This is a genomic window from Nonomuraea sp. NPDC049158, from assembly GCF_040648335.1.
Taxonomy (GTDB): Bacteria; Actinomycetota; Actinomycetes; order Streptosporangiales; family Streptosporangiaceae; genus Nonomuraea.
Window position 1 is genome coordinate 1 of the sequence record NZ_JBEZDM010000074.1, and the last position, 15863, is coordinate 15863.

Annotated in this window: 16 protein-coding genes and 1 pseudogene; 15 read left to right on the plus strand and 2 right to left on the minus strand. The window is 69.3% G+C overall.

The genetic code is table 11. The features are described from left to right. Nucleotides 1-60: 60 nt before the first annotated feature. Nucleotides 61-984, minus strand: coding sequence for a peptidylprolyl isomerase (locus tag AB0B61_RS56840; protein ID WP_358450550.1), 924 nt, complete (start codon nucleotides 982-984; stop codon nucleotides 61-63). A gap of 152 nt (nucleotides 985-1136) precedes the next feature. On the opposite strand from AB0B61_RS56840, the gene AB0B61_RS56845 reads away from it, so the two are divergent. The 9 genes from AB0B61_RS56845 (at nucleotide 1137) to AB0B61_RS56885 (ending at nucleotide 11517) form a co-directional block, all read left to right on the plus strand. Continuing rightward, complete coding sequence (locus tag AB0B61_RS56845) at nucleotides 1137-1616, plus strand: hypothetical protein (RefSeq protein ID WP_358450553.1); 480 nt, start codon at nucleotides 1137-1139, stop codon at nucleotides 1614-1616. Between the two features lie 54 nt (nucleotides 1617-1670). After that, on the plus strand, nucleotides 1671-2972 hold the full coding sequence (locus AB0B61_RS56850; RefSeq protein WP_358450556.1) for a replication-associated recombination protein A: 1302 nt from the start codon (nucleotides 1671-1673) through the stop codon (nucleotides 2970-2972). Between the two features lie 333 nt (nucleotides 2973-3305). Next, nucleotides 3306-3680: a DUF948 domain-containing protein gene (locus tag AB0B61_RS56855; protein ID WP_357654711.1), complete on the plus strand. Its 375-nt coding sequence runs from the start codon at nucleotides 3306-3308 to the stop codon at nucleotides 3678-3680. Then, nucleotides 3677-3907, plus strand: coding sequence for a hypothetical protein (locus AB0B61_RS56860; RefSeq protein WP_358450559.1), 231 nt, complete (start codon nucleotides 3677-3679; stop codon nucleotides 3905-3907). Before AB0B61_RS56855 ends, AB0B61_RS56860 begins: the two co-directional genes overlap by 4 nt. A 17-nt stretch (nucleotides 3908-3924) precedes the next feature. Further along, complete coding sequence (gene alaS, locus AB0B61_RS56865; protein ID WP_358450562.1) at nucleotides 3925-6597, plus strand: alanine--tRNA ligase; 2673 nt, start codon at nucleotides 3925-3927, stop codon at nucleotides 6595-6597. A 1-nt stretch (nucleotide 6598) separates the two neighbouring features. Next, a complete protein-coding gene (ruvX, locus tag AB0B61_RS56870) occupies nucleotides 6599-7081 on the plus strand; it encodes a Holliday junction resolvase RuvX (protein WP_358450565.1) in 483 nt (160 codons plus the stop codon). Nucleotides 7082-7934: 853 nt separating this feature from the next. Continuing rightward, on the plus strand, nucleotides 7935-8957 hold the full coding sequence (mltG, locus tag AB0B61_RS56875) for an endolytic transglycosylase MltG (RefSeq protein ID WP_358450568.1): 1023 nt from the start codon (nucleotides 7935-7937) through the stop codon (nucleotides 8955-8957). Nucleotides 8958-9183: 226 nt separating this feature from the next. Beyond that, nucleotides 9184-10338 carry an endolytic transglycosylase MltG gene (gene mltG / locus AB0B61_RS56880; protein ID WP_358450571.1) on the plus strand — a complete coding sequence of 385 codons (1155 nt, stop codon included), beginning with the start codon at nucleotides 9184-9186 and terminating at the stop codon, nucleotides 10336-10338. Between the two features lie 321 nt (nucleotides 10339-10659). After that, entirely contained in the window at nucleotides 10660-11517 is an 858-nt protein-coding gene (locus AB0B61_RS56885) for a shikimate dehydrogenase (RefSeq protein ID WP_358450574.1), read from the plus strand. Here AB0B61_RS56885 and AB0B61_RS56890 read toward each other — a convergent pair whose 3' ends face one another. After that, nucleotides 11518-11748, minus strand: a complete 231-nt coding sequence (locus tag AB0B61_RS56890; RefSeq protein ID WP_358450577.1) for a type II toxin-antitoxin system Phd/YefM family antitoxin — start codon at nucleotides 11746-11748, stop codon at nucleotides 11518-11520. A gap of 332 nt (nucleotides 11749-12080) precedes the next feature. Between AB0B61_RS56890 and infC the strand changes: the two genes are divergently transcribed. From infC to AB0B61_RS56920, 6 genes and pseudogenes are all read left to right on the plus strand, one after another. Continuing rightward, nucleotides 12081-12698: a translation initiation factor IF-3 gene (gene infC, locus AB0B61_RS56895; protein WP_357955860.1), complete on the plus strand. Its 618-nt coding sequence runs from the start codon at nucleotides 12081-12083 to the stop codon at nucleotides 12696-12698. Nucleotides 12699-12822: 124 nt separating this feature from the next. Beyond that, entirely contained in the window at nucleotides 12823-13017 is a 195-nt protein-coding gene (gene rpmI / locus AB0B61_RS56900) for a 50S ribosomal protein L35 (protein WP_225298242.1), read from the plus strand. Nucleotides 13018-13040: 23 nt separating this feature from the next. Continuing rightward, nucleotides 13041-13424 (plus strand): 50S ribosomal protein L20, encoded by a 384-nt coding sequence (gene rplT / locus AB0B61_RS56905; protein WP_219538506.1) that lies wholly within the window; start codon nucleotides 13041-13043, stop codon nucleotides 13422-13424. 157 nt (nucleotides 13425-13581) lie between these two features. Continuing rightward, a complete protein-coding gene (locus AB0B61_RS56910; RefSeq protein ID WP_358450580.1) occupies nucleotides 13582-14385 on the plus strand; it encodes an RNA methyltransferase in 804 nt (267 codons plus the stop codon). A gap of 50 nt (nucleotides 14386-14435) precedes the next feature. Beyond that, nucleotides 14436-15524 carry a PAS domain-containing sensor histidine kinase gene (locus AB0B61_RS56915; RefSeq protein ID WP_358450583.1) on the plus strand — a complete coding sequence of 363 codons (1089 nt, stop codon included), beginning with the start codon at nucleotides 14436-14438 and terminating at the stop codon, nucleotides 15522-15524. A 170-nt stretch (nucleotides 15525-15694) separates the two neighbouring features. After that, a pseudogene (locus tag AB0B61_RS56920) lies at nucleotides 15695-15863 on the plus strand (phenylalanine--tRNA ligase subunit alpha); the annotation flags it as partial.

Consider the following 15863-nt stretch of genomic DNA (forward strand, 5'->3'; position numbering starts at 1 on the left):
CGATCTGGGCGCCCCGCCTCTCCGGTTCGGGAGAGGCGGGGCGCCCTGTTTCGCGTCCGGCTAGCGGACTGTGACCTTCTCGATGATGATCGGGTTCTTCGGGGCGGTCGAGCCGCCGTCGCCGACGATGTCCTGACTGTTGACGATGACGCCGTCCTTGGCGACCTTCTCGATGATCTCCAGGCCCGAGCGGACCATGCCGAGCACCGAGTACTGGGCCTCGATCTGCGAGTTCTCGTCCGACAGCGAGATGGCGAACTGGCTGCTGTTCTGCCCGGCCGCGTCCTGCGGCTGGGTGAGGAACACCACGCCGCGGGTGTACGGAATCGCGCCGACGGCCTCGTCCTGGTAGACGTAGCCCGCCGTGCCCTGGCCGTCCGTCGGGTTCTTGCCGTCGGCCTTGGCCTTGGGGTCGCCGCACTGCAGCAGGAACAGCCCCGCCGTCTCGGGCGTCACCAGGCGGTGGCACTTGGTGTTGTTGTAGAAGTTCTTCTTGGCCAGGAAGTCCATCGAGTTGACCGAGCACGGGGTCGCGGCCGGGTCGACGTCGATGACGATCTTGCCGTGGTTGGTGAAGACGGTCATCGTCTTCAGCTTCATGTTCGGGTGGCTGCCCGGCATGCCCACGTACTTCATCGGTACGTCCGAGGTGTCCCGCTTGTAGGTGCAGGACACCTTGCCGGTCTTCTTCGGCAGCGAGGACAGCGACGGGGTCGGCGAGGGGGCGGCGCTGGGCGGGGCAGAGGCCGAGGCCGACGGAGTGCTCTCGGCCGAGACCTTCTTGCCCGCGTCGTCCTTGTTGATCAGCGTGGTCGCGGCGAAGATGCCGCCCGCCACCACGACGACGGCCAGGCCCGCGCCGATGAAGACGTTCCGCTTCCCCTTGGCGCTGTCCGCCGCTTCGCGCTGTTCCTGCCGCTCCTTGTGTTCCCGAGCCAACTGGCTCTGGCGGTCGTCCTCGCCGCTCACCGGTATGTCCTCCACTTTTGCCAGTACATGACCAAACAACTCCGGGAATGCTACCGGCCCTGCGATGTGCCGGACGTAAGAGGAGGAAACCACTCGTAGTGACGGGATGGACCGCGAACCATATCGTGTCGCCATTCGTAGTTGAAATGAGAACTAGGAGTGCAGACATGTTCGACGAGATCTTCGGCTTGCCCGCCCATCCGCTGATCATCCACTTCGCCGTGGTGCTGACCCCGCTCCTCGCGGCCGCCTCCGTGGCGTACACGGTCCTGCACCGCTGGCGGCCGCTGCTGGCGTGGGCGGTGGTCCTGCTCTCGCTGGGGGCGCCCGTGGCCGTCTTCGCGGCCAAGGAGAGCGGCGAGAGCCTCAAGGCGGCCCGCTTCGCCTCGGTCGACGGCACGCTGGGCCAGCGGATCGAGACCCATGAGAGCTTCGCCAACCCGTTGCTCCTGTCCACGGCCGGCCTGGGCGTCGCCGCGTTGCTGCTCGTCTACTCCACGAGCCCGAGCCGCGGCTCGCTCGGCGACAGGTTCGGCCGCCCGGTCACCCTCGCGCTGTCCGGTGTGACGGTGCTGCTGGCCGTGGTGGTCGGCTACTTCGTCTTCCGCGCCGGTGACTCGGGAGCGAGAGCCGTCTGGGGTGCGTAGCCCGCTCGCCTGATGGTGGACCGGTGGACACGGTCCACCCCGTAAACTCGCGTTGTGGAGAGTCTGTTCGATTCGGCGGCTGAGGAGGCCACACCGCAGCCCCTCGCGGTCCGGATGCGGCCGCGCACGCTCGACGAGGTGATCGGCCAGCGTCACCTGCTCGGCGCGGGCACGCCGCTGCGCAGGCTCGTCGAGAGCGAGGCGCCGATGTCGCTCTTCCTCTGGGGACCGCCCGGCACCGGCAAGACGACGCTGGCCTATGTCGTCTCCAACGTCACCAAGCGGCGCTTCGTCGAGGTCTCCGCCGTCTCGGCCGGGGTCAAGGACGTACGCGCCGCCATCGACCTCGCCAAGCGCGAACTGGGCATGAGCGGCCGGCAGACCGTGCTCTTCGTCGACGAGGTCCACCGTTTCAACAAGGCCCAGCAGGACGCCCTGCTGCCCGCCGTCGAGAACCGCTGGGTCACCTTCATCGGCGCCACCACCGAAAACCCCTTCTTCTCGGTCATCTCCCCGCTGCTGTCGCGCTCGTTGCTGCTCACGCTCGAGTCCCTGACCGACGACGACGTCCGCGCGGTCCTGGAGCGCGCGGTAGCCGACGAACGCGGTCTCGGCGGCCGCGCCACCGTCGCCCCCGAGGCCGTCGACCATCTCGTACGCCTGGCCGGCGGCGACGCCCGCCGCTCCCTGACCTACCTCGAAGCCGCCGCGCTGCTGTCCGACGACATCACGGTCGAGGTCGTGGAGAAGGCCGTCGACAAGGCGGCCGTCCGCTACGACCGGCAGGGCGACCAGCACTACGACGTCATCAGCGCCTTCATCAAGTCGATGCGCGGCTCCGACGCCGACGCCGCGCTCCACTACCTGGCCCGGATGATCGAGGCGGGCGAGGACCCGCGCTTCATCGCCCGCCGCATCGTCATCTTCGCCTCGGAGGACGTCGGCCTGGCCGACCCGACCTGCCTGCAGACCGCGGTCGCCGCGGCCCAGGCGGTGCAGCTCATAGGCCTGCCGGAGGGCCAGATCAACCTGGCCCACGCGGTCCTGCACTGCGCGCTGGCGCCCAAGTCCAACGCCGTCGTCAAGGCCATCGGAGCGGCGATCGGCGACGTGCGCCGCGGCCTGATCGGCCAGGTGCCCGGCCACCTGCGCGACGCCCACTATCAGGGCGCCGCCAAGCTGGGCCACGGCGACGGCTACAAATACCCGCACGACTTCGACCACGGGCTGGTCCGCCAGGACTACGCGCCCGAGCAGGTGCGCGACAGGCGCTACTACGAGCCCACCAAGCATGGTGGTGAGGGTGTGCTGGCCGAGCGGTGGGCTCGGATACGTGACTTCCTGCGGGGCTCTTGACGGCCCTTTCGCGGCCTGTTGGCGGCCGTTCCACGGGCTCTTGGCGGCCCTTTCATGGCCTCTTGGCGGGTTCTTGGACGGGCTCTTCGGCCCCCTAAGACGCGCTCTTGGTGGTCCTGGCGGGTTCTTGACGGTCTCGTGGCCGTACGGGACGGGCCGGGTTCGGCTGGTCGGGCCCGGGGTCGGTGCCGCTCGCGGGCCGGCCCGTTCGGCCGGGGAAACGTGGGCCATCGACGTGGCGGCCTGATGGAGCCGGGCGTCGCCAGTAATCTGGGCCGTCGAACGCGATAGGGTTCTTGCCGTTCCGGCCCAGCGTACGAGGGAGATGAGCGGATGCTTACCGCTGGAGAGGTCGCCGGGCTGATCGCCGCCACCGGCTGGATCGTCTTGGTCTGCGTGCTCGTCATGGTGCTGGTCAAGCTCACCCGGCTGATCACCGAGACCGGCAGGGCGGTGGCCGACCTGAGCGCCCGCATGGCGCCGCTGCTCGACGACATGAGCCTGACGGTCAACGAGACCAACCGGCAGCTGGTGGCCGTCGAGGCCATCGCCAAGGACGTCAAGCAGGTGAGCTCCCACGCCGCCAAGCTCAGCGCCGTCACCCAGACCGTCTTCACCGGGCCGCTGATCAAGGTCTCCTCCATCGGCTACGGTGTGCGCAGGGCCATCGAGGTCCGCAGGCCGCGCAAGGCGGGCCGACGGCGATGATCAGACGGCTGTTCTACCTGTCGCTCGGCGCGCTGCTGACCCTCTGGGTGATGCGCAGGCTGCAGGCACTCCACCCCAACCACGTGGCCCGCCGTACGGTCGGCGGCGCCGCGAGCATGCTCCGACGGGTGAGAGACTTTACTTCTGACGCGCTCGGCGAGGCCGCGGAGCGCGAAATCGAGTTGCGGGCCCGTTTCGGTCTCGACAACCCTGAAAGCAACGACTAACGCAAAGGATGGCCACCATGGAGTCGGCAGAGATCGCGCGCCGCTTCCTGCGCTTCTTCGAGGAGCGTGGGCACAAGGTAGTGCCCTCGGCCAGCCTGATCGCTGAGGACCCGACGCTTCTCCTGGTCAACGCGGGTATGGTGCCTTTCAAGCCGTACTTCCTGGGGCAGCGCAAGCCTCCGGCGGACCGGCTGGCCACCGCGCAGAAGGTCGTGCGCACCCCCGACATCGACGAGGTCGGCAAGACCACCCGGCACGCGACGTTCTTCCAGATGCTGGGCAACTTCTCCATCGGCGACTACTTCAAGGCCGAAGTGATCCCGTTCGCCTGGGAGCTGCTGACCAAGCCGGAATCCGAGGGCGGCTTCGGCTTCCCGCCCGACCGTCTCTGGGCGACCGTCTACCTCGACGACGACGAGGCGCTCGACATCTGGCACAACAAGGTCGGGGTGCCCCTCGAGCGCATCCAGCGCCGCGGCCTCGAAGACAACTACTGGCACATGGGCGTGCCGGGCCCCGGCGGACCGTGCTCGGAGATCTACTACGACCGCGGCCCGGAATACGGCCGCGAGGGCGGCCCCATCGCCGACGAGAACCGCTACCTCGAAGTCTGGAACCTGGTCTTCATGCAGGACCAGCTGGGCGAGGTCCGCAGCAAGGTCGACTTCGACATCGTCGGCGAGCTGCCCGCCAAGAACATCGACACCGGCATGGGCCTGGAGCGCATGGCGGCGATCCTGCAGGGCGTCGACAACATCTACGAGATCGACACCACCTACAAGATCCTCGACAAGGCGGCCGAGCTCACCAAGACCCGTTACGGCCGCGACCACCGCTCCGACGTCAGCCTGCGGGTGATCGCCGACCATGTCCGCACCGGCACCATGCTGGTCGCCGACGGCGTCATGCCCGGCAACGAGGGCCGCGGCTACGTGCTGCGCCGCATCCTGCGCCGCTCGGTCCGCAACCTGCGCCTGCTCGGCTCCGGCGACGAGCGCTACATGCACGAGCTGACCGCCGTCGCGATCGAGGTCATGGGTGAGCAATACCCGCAGCTGAAGGCGGACGCGCCGCAGATCCACGGGGTCATCGACGCCGAGGAGGCGTCCTTCCTCGGCACGCTGCGCACCGGCACCGCGATGTTCGACGTCACGGTGGAGGAGACCAAGCGCAAGTCCGGCTCCACGCTCTCCGGCGAGCAGGCGTTCCAGCTGCACGACACCTACGGCTTCCCGATCGACCTCACACTCGAAATGGCGTCCGAGCACGGACTCCAGGTCGACGAAGAGGGCTTCCGCCGCCTGATGAAGGAGCAGCGCGACCGCGCCAAGGCCGACGCGGCGGCGAAGAAGACCGGCAACGCCGACATCTCCGTCTTCGGGCAGCTGCTGGAGAAGGCGGGCCGGGTCGAGTTCCTCGGCTACGACCAGACCGAGGCCGACACGAGCATCGTCGGCATCCTGGTCGACGGCGGCGCGGTCCCCGCGGCGGGCGCGGGCACCGACGTGGAGGTCGTGCTCTCCCGCACTCCCTTCTACGCCGAGGGCGGCGGCCAGCTCGCCGACCAGGGCGTGATCCGCACCGGCGGCGCCGAGGTGGAGATCCGCGACGTGCAGACGCCGCTCGCGGGCCTCGTCGTGCACCGCGGCCGGATCCGCAAGGGCGAGCTCAAGGTCGGCGACGAGGCCCAGGCGGAGATCGACATCGAGCGACGCCGCGCGATCTCGCGCAGCCACAGCGCCACCCACCTCGTCCACCGCGGCTTCAAGAACGCGCTCGGCGAGACGGCGGCGCAGGCCGGCTCCGAAAACTCGCCCGGCCGCTTCCGCTTCGACTTCACCGCGGCGGGCGCGGTGCCGCCGAGCGTGCTGCGCGACGTCGAGGACGAGGTCAACGCGGTCCTCGTCAACGACCTCAAGGTCAACGCCTTCTACACCTCCCAGACGGAGGCCAGGGCGATGGGCGCGCTGGCGATGTTCGGCGAGAAGTACGGCGACGAGGTCCGCGTCGTGGAGATCGGCGACTACTCGCGCGAGCTCTGCGGCGGCACCCACGTACACAGCTCCGGCCAGCTCGGCCTGGTCAAGGTGCTCGGCGAGCAGTCGGTCGGCGCCGGTGTGCGCCGCGTCGAGGCGCTCGTCGGCATCGACGCCTTCCGCTTCCTGGCGCGCGAGAGCGTGCTGGTCGCCCAGCTCACCGAGCAGCTCAAGGCGCGCCGCGAGGAGCTGCCCGAGCGCGTCGAGGGCATCGTCACCCGCCTGCGCACCGCCGAGAAGGAGCTGGAGCGGCTCCGGTCCGCGCAGGTGCTCCAGGTGGCGGGCGAGCTGGCGGCGCAGGCCCGTGACCTGGACGGAGTCTTCGTGGTGACGCACCGCGCGCCTGACGGCACCGGGGCCGACGACCTGCGTAAGCTCGCGCTTGATGTGCGTGGCAGATTCCCGGCCGACCGACCGGCGGTCATCGTGATCGCGGGTGTCCCCTCCGACCGGCCCGTGGTCGTTGCCGCGGTCAACGAGGCGGGACGTGAGCGTCAGCTCAAGGCCGGGCGACTGGTCGGCGTCGCCGCCAAGGCGCTTGGGGGTGGCGGTGGCGGCAAGGACGATGTCGCGCAAGGCGGCGGCACACGACCGGAGGCGGTCGGCGACGCGCTGCGACTGGTCGAGCAGGCCATCGCGGAGCAGCTCGGCTGACATGCGGTTCGGTTCACGGATCGGCGTGGACGTCGGGTCCGTACGCATCGGCGTGGCCCGCAGCGACCCCTCGGGCCTGCTGGCCACTCCGGTGGAGACCGTCAGGCGAGGCCAGGGCGACCTCGACCGCATCGCCGCGATCGCCGACGAACACTCGGCGATCGAGGTCGTGGTCGGGCTGCCCACCTCGCTGTCGGGCCGCGAAGGGCAGGCCGCCGCGCTGGCCCGCGACTTCGCCACAGCGCTGGCCCGACGGCTGGCGCCCATACCCGTCCGCCTCTTCGACGAACGGCTGACCACGGTCGCGGCGCAGCAGGGACTCCGGGCCAGCGGCGTGCGGGCCAAGAAGCAGCGCGCGGTCGTCGACCAGGCGGCGGCGGTCGTACTGCTGCAGGACGCGCTCGACGTCGAGAGAGCCACGGACAGACCACCCGGCAGGCCCGTCGATCCGCCCTCCGGGGTGGACGGCGGACCCGCCTCATGACCGGGGGTCTGACCGGGGGCGGCGAGGGTCGGGCGGGGGTGGCGGCATGAGCGGGCCACCGGATGAGGATGACGACCTGATCCCGTTCGTCCCGGAACCCTTCATCCCGTCCTCGGACTCCGCGACGCCTTCGGACTCCGCGACCTCTTCGGGCACCGCGCCGCCTTCGGACGCCGAGGTGCCTCCGGACGCCGCGACGTCCTCAGACTCCGAGGTGTCCTCGGGCTCTGATGGTCCCGGTCCCTTGCGGCCGGATGTGCCAGAGGCTCTGGACGTGTCGGTGACGGGGGAGTCCGCAGCGGATGGACGAGAGTGTCGTGCGGACGACCTCGGCGCGATCGCCCCGGCGGACAGCGGGAGGCTTCCCGGCGGCGCGCCATCTGACGGTGGTGCGCCATCCGACGGTGGTGCTCGGCCCGATGGTGCTTCGCCGGACGGTGGGAGGCTGCTCAGCGGTGCGTCTTCTGAGGGTGGTGCGCCGTTCGGCGCCGTCTCGCCCGACGACGACGGGCATTCCGGCGGTGTTCTGTCCGGCGGTGGCACGCCTGCCGACGGCGGGCGGCTTGCTGGTGGTGGCACGTCCCACAGCGGCGCGCCTTCTGACAGCCGTACCTCCGAGGGCGGTGTCTCCGGTACAGACCCAGGCGAATCGCTGGGCGTCGGTGGCCTCGCATCCGGGGAGACCCGGGTCGCTGGCGCTGGCGCTGGCGCTGGCGGCGGTGGTGCCGGTGGCGCGTCCGAGGCCAGAGCCGGAGCTGGAGCCGAGGCCAGAGCCCAAGCTGAAGGCAGCGCCGGGATCGGTGGCGGGGGCGGAAGCGTTCGTGAGGTTCGGCGGCGGGAGAAGCGGACGGCCGTGCGTACGGCGGCGCTGCTGGGCGTGGTGGTCTCCGCGTCGATCGCCGCGCTCGGCGTAGGGCTGTACGTGGTGCTCAAGCCGTACCTGACCCCCGAAGACTTCGAGGGGACCGGCGGCGGGCCCGTGACCGTGCGGATCCCGGCCGGTGCCAGCGCGGGCGACGTCGGCGCGGTGCTGGCCGAGGCCGGGGTGGTGGCCAGCGCGCGGTCGTTCGTGAACGCCGCCGAGGACCGCGCCGTGGCGGGAAGCCTGCGGCCGGGGCACTACCGGCTGCGCAAGGGCATGGCCGCGGGCGCCGCGCTCGACCTGTTGCTCGCGCCCGCCTCCAGGATGGTCAGGCGGGTCACCGTCCCCGAGGGCATGCGGGCGTCCGAGACGCTCGTCCGGCTGGCCGCGCAGTCCGGGCTGGCTCTCAAGGAGTTGCGGGCGGTCGACGCGGCTCTGGTAGGGCTGCCCAAGTACGCCAAGGGCCTCGAAGGGTTCCTGTTCCCGGCCACGTATGAGGTCGAGCCCGGGGACAAGGCCGTCGATCTGCTGACCGCGATGGTGGAGCGGTTCGGCGCGGCGGCCAAGCAGGTGGAGCTGGTGAAGAAGGCCCCGCACGTGCATCTGACCCCGCTGGAGGCCGTCACGGTGGCCAGCATGGTCCAGGCCGAGGGCGGCAGGGACGAGGACTATCCCAAGATCGCCCGAGTGATCTACAACAGGCTCAAGCGAGATATGCGGCTCCAGATCGACAGCACCGTCCTGTACGCCCTGGGAAAGCGGACCTTGAAGGTCACCGAGAGCGACACCAAGGTCCAATCGCCGTACAACACCTACCGGCACACCGGACTGCCGCCAGGGCCCATCGCCAATCCCGGAGAGAAGGCGCTGATAGCGGCCCTGCATCCGGCGAGCGGTGATTGGCGCTGGTTTGTGACGACGGATCCGGCGCATAGAATCACCAAATTCACCGACAAAGAGAGCGAGTTCGTGAGATACCGGGAAGAGTTGCATCGAAACCTCGGGACGAAATGATGCTTGCCGGGACCCCCCATTTCCCGCGAGGGATCTTCGAAATCCCCGAGCGGAGCCCCCGGGAGGGGGCCCGCGCGCTCTCCTTGTCCTCTAGCATGGCTACCCAGAGTGATATTCGCCGGTCGTGGGTGCACGGCCGGCGAACCCCCCGCTCGGTGACCCCCAACGGTTCGGCAGTACCGCTTGACGCCGGGCCGTACGTACCGGGAGATTGGCCTGCGCACCTATGAACGATCTCGACATGGATTTCCTGCTCGGCGCCGAGGACGACGAAGGCTCCTCCCGGCGCCGCGGCCGAGCTAACGGCAAAGGCGGCAGCCGCAGGCGTCGCAGGCGCCGTAACCGAGGCGGCTTCATCGCACCGCTGCTGGCCTTCATCGTCCTGGCGGGCATCCTCGGCGGCGGCGGCTACTTCGGCTATCAGTGGATCAGCGGCGCTCTGGTGCCCGACGACTTCACCGGCCAGGGCAAAGGCGACGTGACCATCGAGATCAAGGACGGCCAGACCGCCTCCGACGTGGCGGTGGAGCTGGAGCGGCAGGGGGTCGTCGCCAGCGCCAGGGCGTTCACCAACGCGATCGCCAACGCCAACAAGAGCGGCGCGCTCCAGCCGGGCCAATACACCCTGCGCAAGGGGATGTCCGCCGCCAACGCGGTGACGATGCTCGGCTCGACCAACAAGCTGATCGTCAGGATCCCGTTCGAGGAGGGGCTGCGCCTTTCCGATGTCCTCGCCCGGCTCGCCGACAAGACCGGCAAGCCGCAGAAGGAGTTCATCGCCGCCGCCAAGGACACCAGCGACATGGAGCTGCCGTCCTACGCCAAGGGCAGACTGGAGGGCTACGCCTTCCCCGCCACGTACGAGTTCCAGCCGAAGTCCACGCCGACCGAGATGCTGTCGCAGATGGTCGAACGGTTCAACCAGGCGGCGGAGAAGGCCGACCTCGTGGGCGGCGCCAAGGCTCTGCGGCGCACGCCCGCCGAGATCATCACGATCGCCAGCATCATCCAGGCCGAGGCCGGCCGGCACGAGGACATGCCGAAGATCGCCCGCGTCATCTACAACCGGCTCGACCACCAGCCGGAGATGCAGCTGAAGATGGACAGCACGGTGATGTACGCGACGAACAAGAAGGGCACGTCCGCGACGCACGCGCAGCTGCAGAGCACCTCCAAGTACAACACGTACAAGTACTTGGGCCTTCCGCCCGGCCCCATCTCCAACCCGGGCGACGCCGCGATCGAGGCGGCTCTCAACCCGGCCAAGGGCCCCTGGCTCTACTTCGTCGCCACCGACCCCAAGAGCAACGTCACCCAGTTCGCCGTCACGGACGCGCAATTCCAGGTATTGCTCAACGAATACCGCAAGAACGGTGGCTGACGCCGCCGGGTGAGCGGCGGTAGCCGGCCACGCCACCGGTCTCACCGTCTCGTAACGGTGCCCGGCCATGTGCGGGCTCTGCGGCCGTCTCCCTGGAGGCCCTGAGCCCTGTACGGCGACTGGGGTTGGCTGGGCATGCCGTACAGGCGAGATGCCGTACGTCGCGCCCGTACGGCCGGGCGTGCCGTACAAAGGCGGCTGCACGTACGGCATGCTGTGCGAACGACGTGCCGTACCCACGGGCATGCCGTACGAAAGCGGCTGCGCAGAAGACGCACCGTGCGAAAACAGCAGGCAGTAAGGCATGGAGAGGAGAACCGCGTGCGGGCAGGGGTGCTGGGGTCGCCGATCGCGCATTCGCTGTCGCCCTACCTGCATCGGGCGGCCTATCAGGCGATGGGGCTCGACGGGTGGAGCTACGAGGTCCGCGAGTGTGACGAGGCCCGGCTGCCCGGGCTGCTGCGGGAGCTCAGGCCGCGCCGCGGTGAGATGCCGGGGGACGAGGGGGCCTGGGCGGGGTTGTCGCTGACCATGCCGCTCAAGCGGGTCGTGCTGCCGCTGCTCGACACGGTCTCCGAGCTGGCCGTCGAGGTCGGCGGGGCCAACACCGTGGTGTTCCGCGACGGCGCGAGCCATGGGGACAACACCGACGTCTACGGCATCGAGCGGGCGCTGGCCGAGGCGGGGGTGCCTGCGCCGAGGTCGGCGACCGTGCTGGGCGGGGGCGCCACCGCCGCTTCGACGCTGGCGGCGCTGCGTAACCTGGGGCTGCATTCCGCGACCCTGCTGGTACGCGATCCCGCCAGGGCGGGGGACACCGCCGGGGTGGCCGAGCGGCTCGGGATGGCGCTGGCGATCGAGACGTTCGACAAGCTCGACGTCTCGACGCGGGTGGATCTGGTGGTGTCCACGCTGCCGAGCGGGGTGGCCGACGCCTTCGCGGCGCGGCTGGCGCGGGTTCCCGCGCTGTTCGACGTGGTCTATTCGCCCTGGCCGACCAGCGCGGCGGCGGCCGTCCAGGCTGGGGGCGGCACCGTGGTCGGCGGGTTCGGGATGCTGCTGCATCAGGCGGTGCGGCAGGTGGAGCTGATGACGGGCCGGACGGATGTGCCGGTGGAGGCCATGCGCGCGGCCGGCGAGGCGGAGATCCTCAGACGGTCGGCCAGTCGAACGGGCTGATCAGCTGGACGTCGGGGCCCACGACGTCAGTGGGTCGCGGCGGCGCAGCAGCTCGTCACACCATGACTCGCCCTTGAGCCGGCGGTATTCCTCCACGTCCATGATCACCGCCACATCCTGCCTGTGCCGGGTGATGATCTGCGGTCCCTCGTCACGGGCCCGGCGGACGAGCTCACTGAAGCGCTGTTTGGCCCCCTCGAGCTGCCCTTTGGTTTCTTCGAGCTGTTCCACATACCCTCGTTCTGGCTCGTTTTCTGGACGGAAATTTACCGCTCAGACCCCTGGCCAGCGGGGATGATTCGAAGAAGTCTCGTGGTTGTGGTAACGTAGCTCACTGATCGGTCCGGCATGCCTTGCTGGACGCGCAAGCGGAGGTCTCCCTCCCACCTGAGTCGCCGAGAGGCGGCCGGGTCCAGGATCACGCCGGACTTACTCCGGGGAGCTTACGGCCACGATGCCAAAGAGCTCAGTGGCCCCGCATGCGCGACGTGCGGGGCTTTTCGCGTTTCGCGCGGAGTTCCTCGGCACCGAGCACGTACGGGAACGCAAACCTAGGAGGCCCCATCAGCACTGAGCCCCGCATCAACGAGCGTATCCGAGTTCCCGAGGTTCGCCTCGTGGGCCCGAACGGCGAGCAGGTGGGCATCGTCTCCATTCACGATGCCCTCAAGCTCGCTCAGGAGGCCGACCTCGACCTCGTCGAGGTCGCGGCCACGGCTCGACCGCCCGTGTGCAAGCTCATGGACTACGGCAAATTCAAGTACGAGTCCGCGATGAAGGCGCGCGAAGCGCGCAAGAATCAGGCGCACACGATCATCAAGGAGATCAAGCTCCGGCCGAAGATCGACCCGCACGACTACGAGACCAAGAAGGGTCACGTGGTGCGGTTCCTCAAGGCGGGGGACAAGGTCAAAGTCACGATCATGTTCCGTGGTCGCGAGCAGTCCCGGCCGGAGCTCGGCTTCCGGCTGCTGCAGCGGCTCGCGGACGACGTCCAGGAGCTGGGATTCGTCGAGTCCCACGCGAAGCAGGACGGTCGTAACATGATCATGGTGATCGGTCCGCACAAGAAGAAGGCTGAGGCGAAGGCCGAAAAGGCCGCAGCCAAGGCACAGCGTGGCGGCGAGGAGCCTTCCGAGCTGGAGACTTCCGAGCAGGAAGCTCCCATACAGGAAGCGTGACCCGCGGTTGGGGTTAGCCTTAACAGCACACCCCGACAGCCACCCCGCCAGACGAAGACGCCGCGACCGGGTCGGCCAGCACCGGCCCGGCCACCGGCACGGACGAATTGAGGAGAGACGGCGAATGCCGAAGATGAAGACGCACAGCGGTGCGAAGAAGCGGTTCCGGCTCACCGGCACCGGCAAGGTCGTGCGCCGCCGGGCCAATCGCGCGCACTACAACGAGTGGAAGTCGTCCACGCTGACGCGCCGTCTCAAGAACGAAGTCGTCCTGTCCGACGCTGACTCCAAGAAAATCAAGAAGCTGCTCGCCAAGTAGCGCGACCCCCGGGGAGATAGAACATGGCACGCGTGAAGCGGGCGCTCAACGCCAAGAAGAAGCGCAAGGTCGTCCTCGAGCGGGCTTCCGGTTACCGTGGCCAGCGGTCACGTCTGTACCGCAAGGCCAAGGAGCAGATGCTCCACTCGATGACGTACGCCTATCGGGACCGTAAGGACCGTAAGGGTGCGTTCCGCCGTCTGTGGATCCAGCGGATCAACGCCGCTGCCCGTCAGAACGGCATGACGTACAACCGCCTGATCCAGGGTCTGCGGCTGGCCAACATCGAGGTCGACCGTAAGATCCTCGCCGATCTCGCGGTGAACGACAGCCAGACCTTCGCCACGCTCGTCGAGGCCGCCAAGAAGGCGCTGCCGGCGAACGTGAACGCCCCGGCCGCGAGCTGAGGCGCTTGACAGAGGAGCCCGGCGAGGCTCTAGCCGAGGGCCCACCTGATGGTGGGCCCTTTGCTGTGTGTACAGGCGCCACGACTGCTGTACGCGCGGGCGCCACGACCGGGCACGCGGCCGGTGCGACCGGCCGTACAGATCATCAGGGGAGAGCATGGCCGGATCCGAGCTGACCAACGTGAAGTCGCCGCGCGTGAAGGCCGCCAGACGGCTCGCCAAGCGCGCCTTCAGGGAGCAGGACCGCAAGTTCCTGGCCGAAGGGCCCCAGGCCGTACGCGAGGCGCTCAAGCTCGAGGGGGTGACGCTGGAGCTGTTCGCCACCGCCGAAGCCGAGCTCCGCCACCCCGAGCTGATCACCGACGCGACGCTCAAGGGCATCCCGCTCCACCGGGCCAGCGGCGAGGTCATGGCCGAGCTCTCCCAGACCGTGACCCCGCAGGGCCTGCTGGCCGTCTGCCGGCTGGTGCACGTGCCGCTCGACGACGCCCTGTCCGGCGACCCGCGCCTGGTCGCGGTCCTCGCGCACGTGCGCGACCCCGGTAACGCGGGCACCGTCATGCGCGCCGCCGACGCCGCGGGCGCCGACTCCGTGATCTTCACCGACGCCTCCGTCGACCCCTACAACGGCAAGTGTGTACGCGCCAGCGCGGGCAGCCTGTTCCACCTGCCCGTCACCATCGGTACACCGGTGGCCGTGGCTGTGCGTCAACTCAGAGAGCGTGGACTGCGTGTGCTGGCGGCCGATGGCGCGGGCAAGCACACGCTCGACGACGTCGACCTGTCGGGCCCCACCGCGTGGATCTTCGGAAACGAGGCATGGGGTCTGCCTGAGGAGGTTCTCGCCGAAGCCGACGATGTGGTCAGAGTGCCCATCTACGGACAGGCCGAAAGCCTCAACCTGGCCACCGCGGCCGCGGTATGCCTTTACTCCTCCGCCAGGGCTCAGCGAGTGCCCTAGGCGGCTGGAAACCCGCTATTGTCGGCCTTGTAGGCGGAGGAGGCGAGTTCGTGCACGGCGCAGACACCGATGGTCGAGTGGTCGCCTCCGCGTGCACGATAGCCATCGACGACCTTCCGGACGGCCTCATCGTGACCGACAGATTCGGTTGTGTGCTGGCCGTCAACCGGGCCGCCGCGCGGCTCACCGGTGTCACCGTCGAGCGGGCGGTCGGCAGGGACATGAACGAGGTCTTCCCCTTCCGCGATCATGACGGCCGCGAGTGGTGGAAGGCCCTCGATCCCGAGGGCGGCCTGCGCACCCGCAGCCGGGTGCCCGAGCGCCCCCTGCACCTGCCCGGCGGGCAGGAGCTCTATGTCGCGGCCAGGCTGTCCCGAGAGCCCGAGCGGTGCGGCGACGTCGACCGGGTGACGATCACCCTGCGTGACGGCGGCGCCCGTGCCCGGCTGGAGCGCAGCCGCGCCGACCTGGTGTCCACGGTCGCCCACGAGCTGCGCTCGCCGCTGACCAGCGTCAAGGGCTTCACCGCGACCCTGCTGGCCAAGTGGACCCGCTTCACCGACGAGCAGAAGCGCGTCATGCTCGAGACCGTCAACAACGACGCCGACCGCGTGACCAGGCTGATCACCGAGCTGCTCGACGTCTCCCGCATCGAGTCGGGCCGGCTGGAGCTGCACCGCCAGGTCGTCGATGTGCCCGCCAGGGCGCGGCGCATCATCGCGGGACGCGTCGCGGCGGGGGAGGCCGAGGACCGCTTCCGTCTCGTGACCGGCGACCATCTCCCCGAAATGTGGCTGGACCAGGACAAGGTCGACCAGATCCTCGGTAACCTGATGGAAAACGCGGTGCGCCACGGACGCGGCACCGTCACCATAGACATCGAGTCCGTCGGATGGGGAGTTGCCGTGTCGGTGCGCGACGAGGGCGAGGGCATCGCGCCCGAGCTGGCTCCGCGCGTCTTCCGGCAGTTCTGGCGGGGCAACAGCCGCCGGCGTGGCGGCACCGGGCTCGGCCTGTTCATCGTGAAGGGCCTGGTCGAGGCGCACGGCGGCACGATCACCGTGCAGCGCGCGCCCGAGGGTGGGGCGGAGTTCCGATTTACCGTGCCCACCGGCACACCCGACTTCGCCACGGTGTAGTTCGCCACAGTGCAGGCCGCGCGGCCCGATCGCGGGACGCGGCGGGAGTCGGGCCCGGTGGGCGGATCCCACTAGACTCTGTCACGCTCAAGCCCTGGATACGGAGCTCACTCTTGTCTGACTACGACCCCGTCGAGGTGACACCGTTGCATGCCGACGAGCTGTCCCGCATGGAGGCCGACGCCCTGGCGGCGATCAAGACGGCCGGCGACCTCGACGCACTCAAGCAGGCGCGGCTGGCCCACGCGGGCGACCGCTCGCCCATCGCGCTGGCCAACCGCGAGATCGGCGCGCTGCCGCCCGCGGCCCGCGCCGAGGCCGGCAAGCGCGTCAGATCGG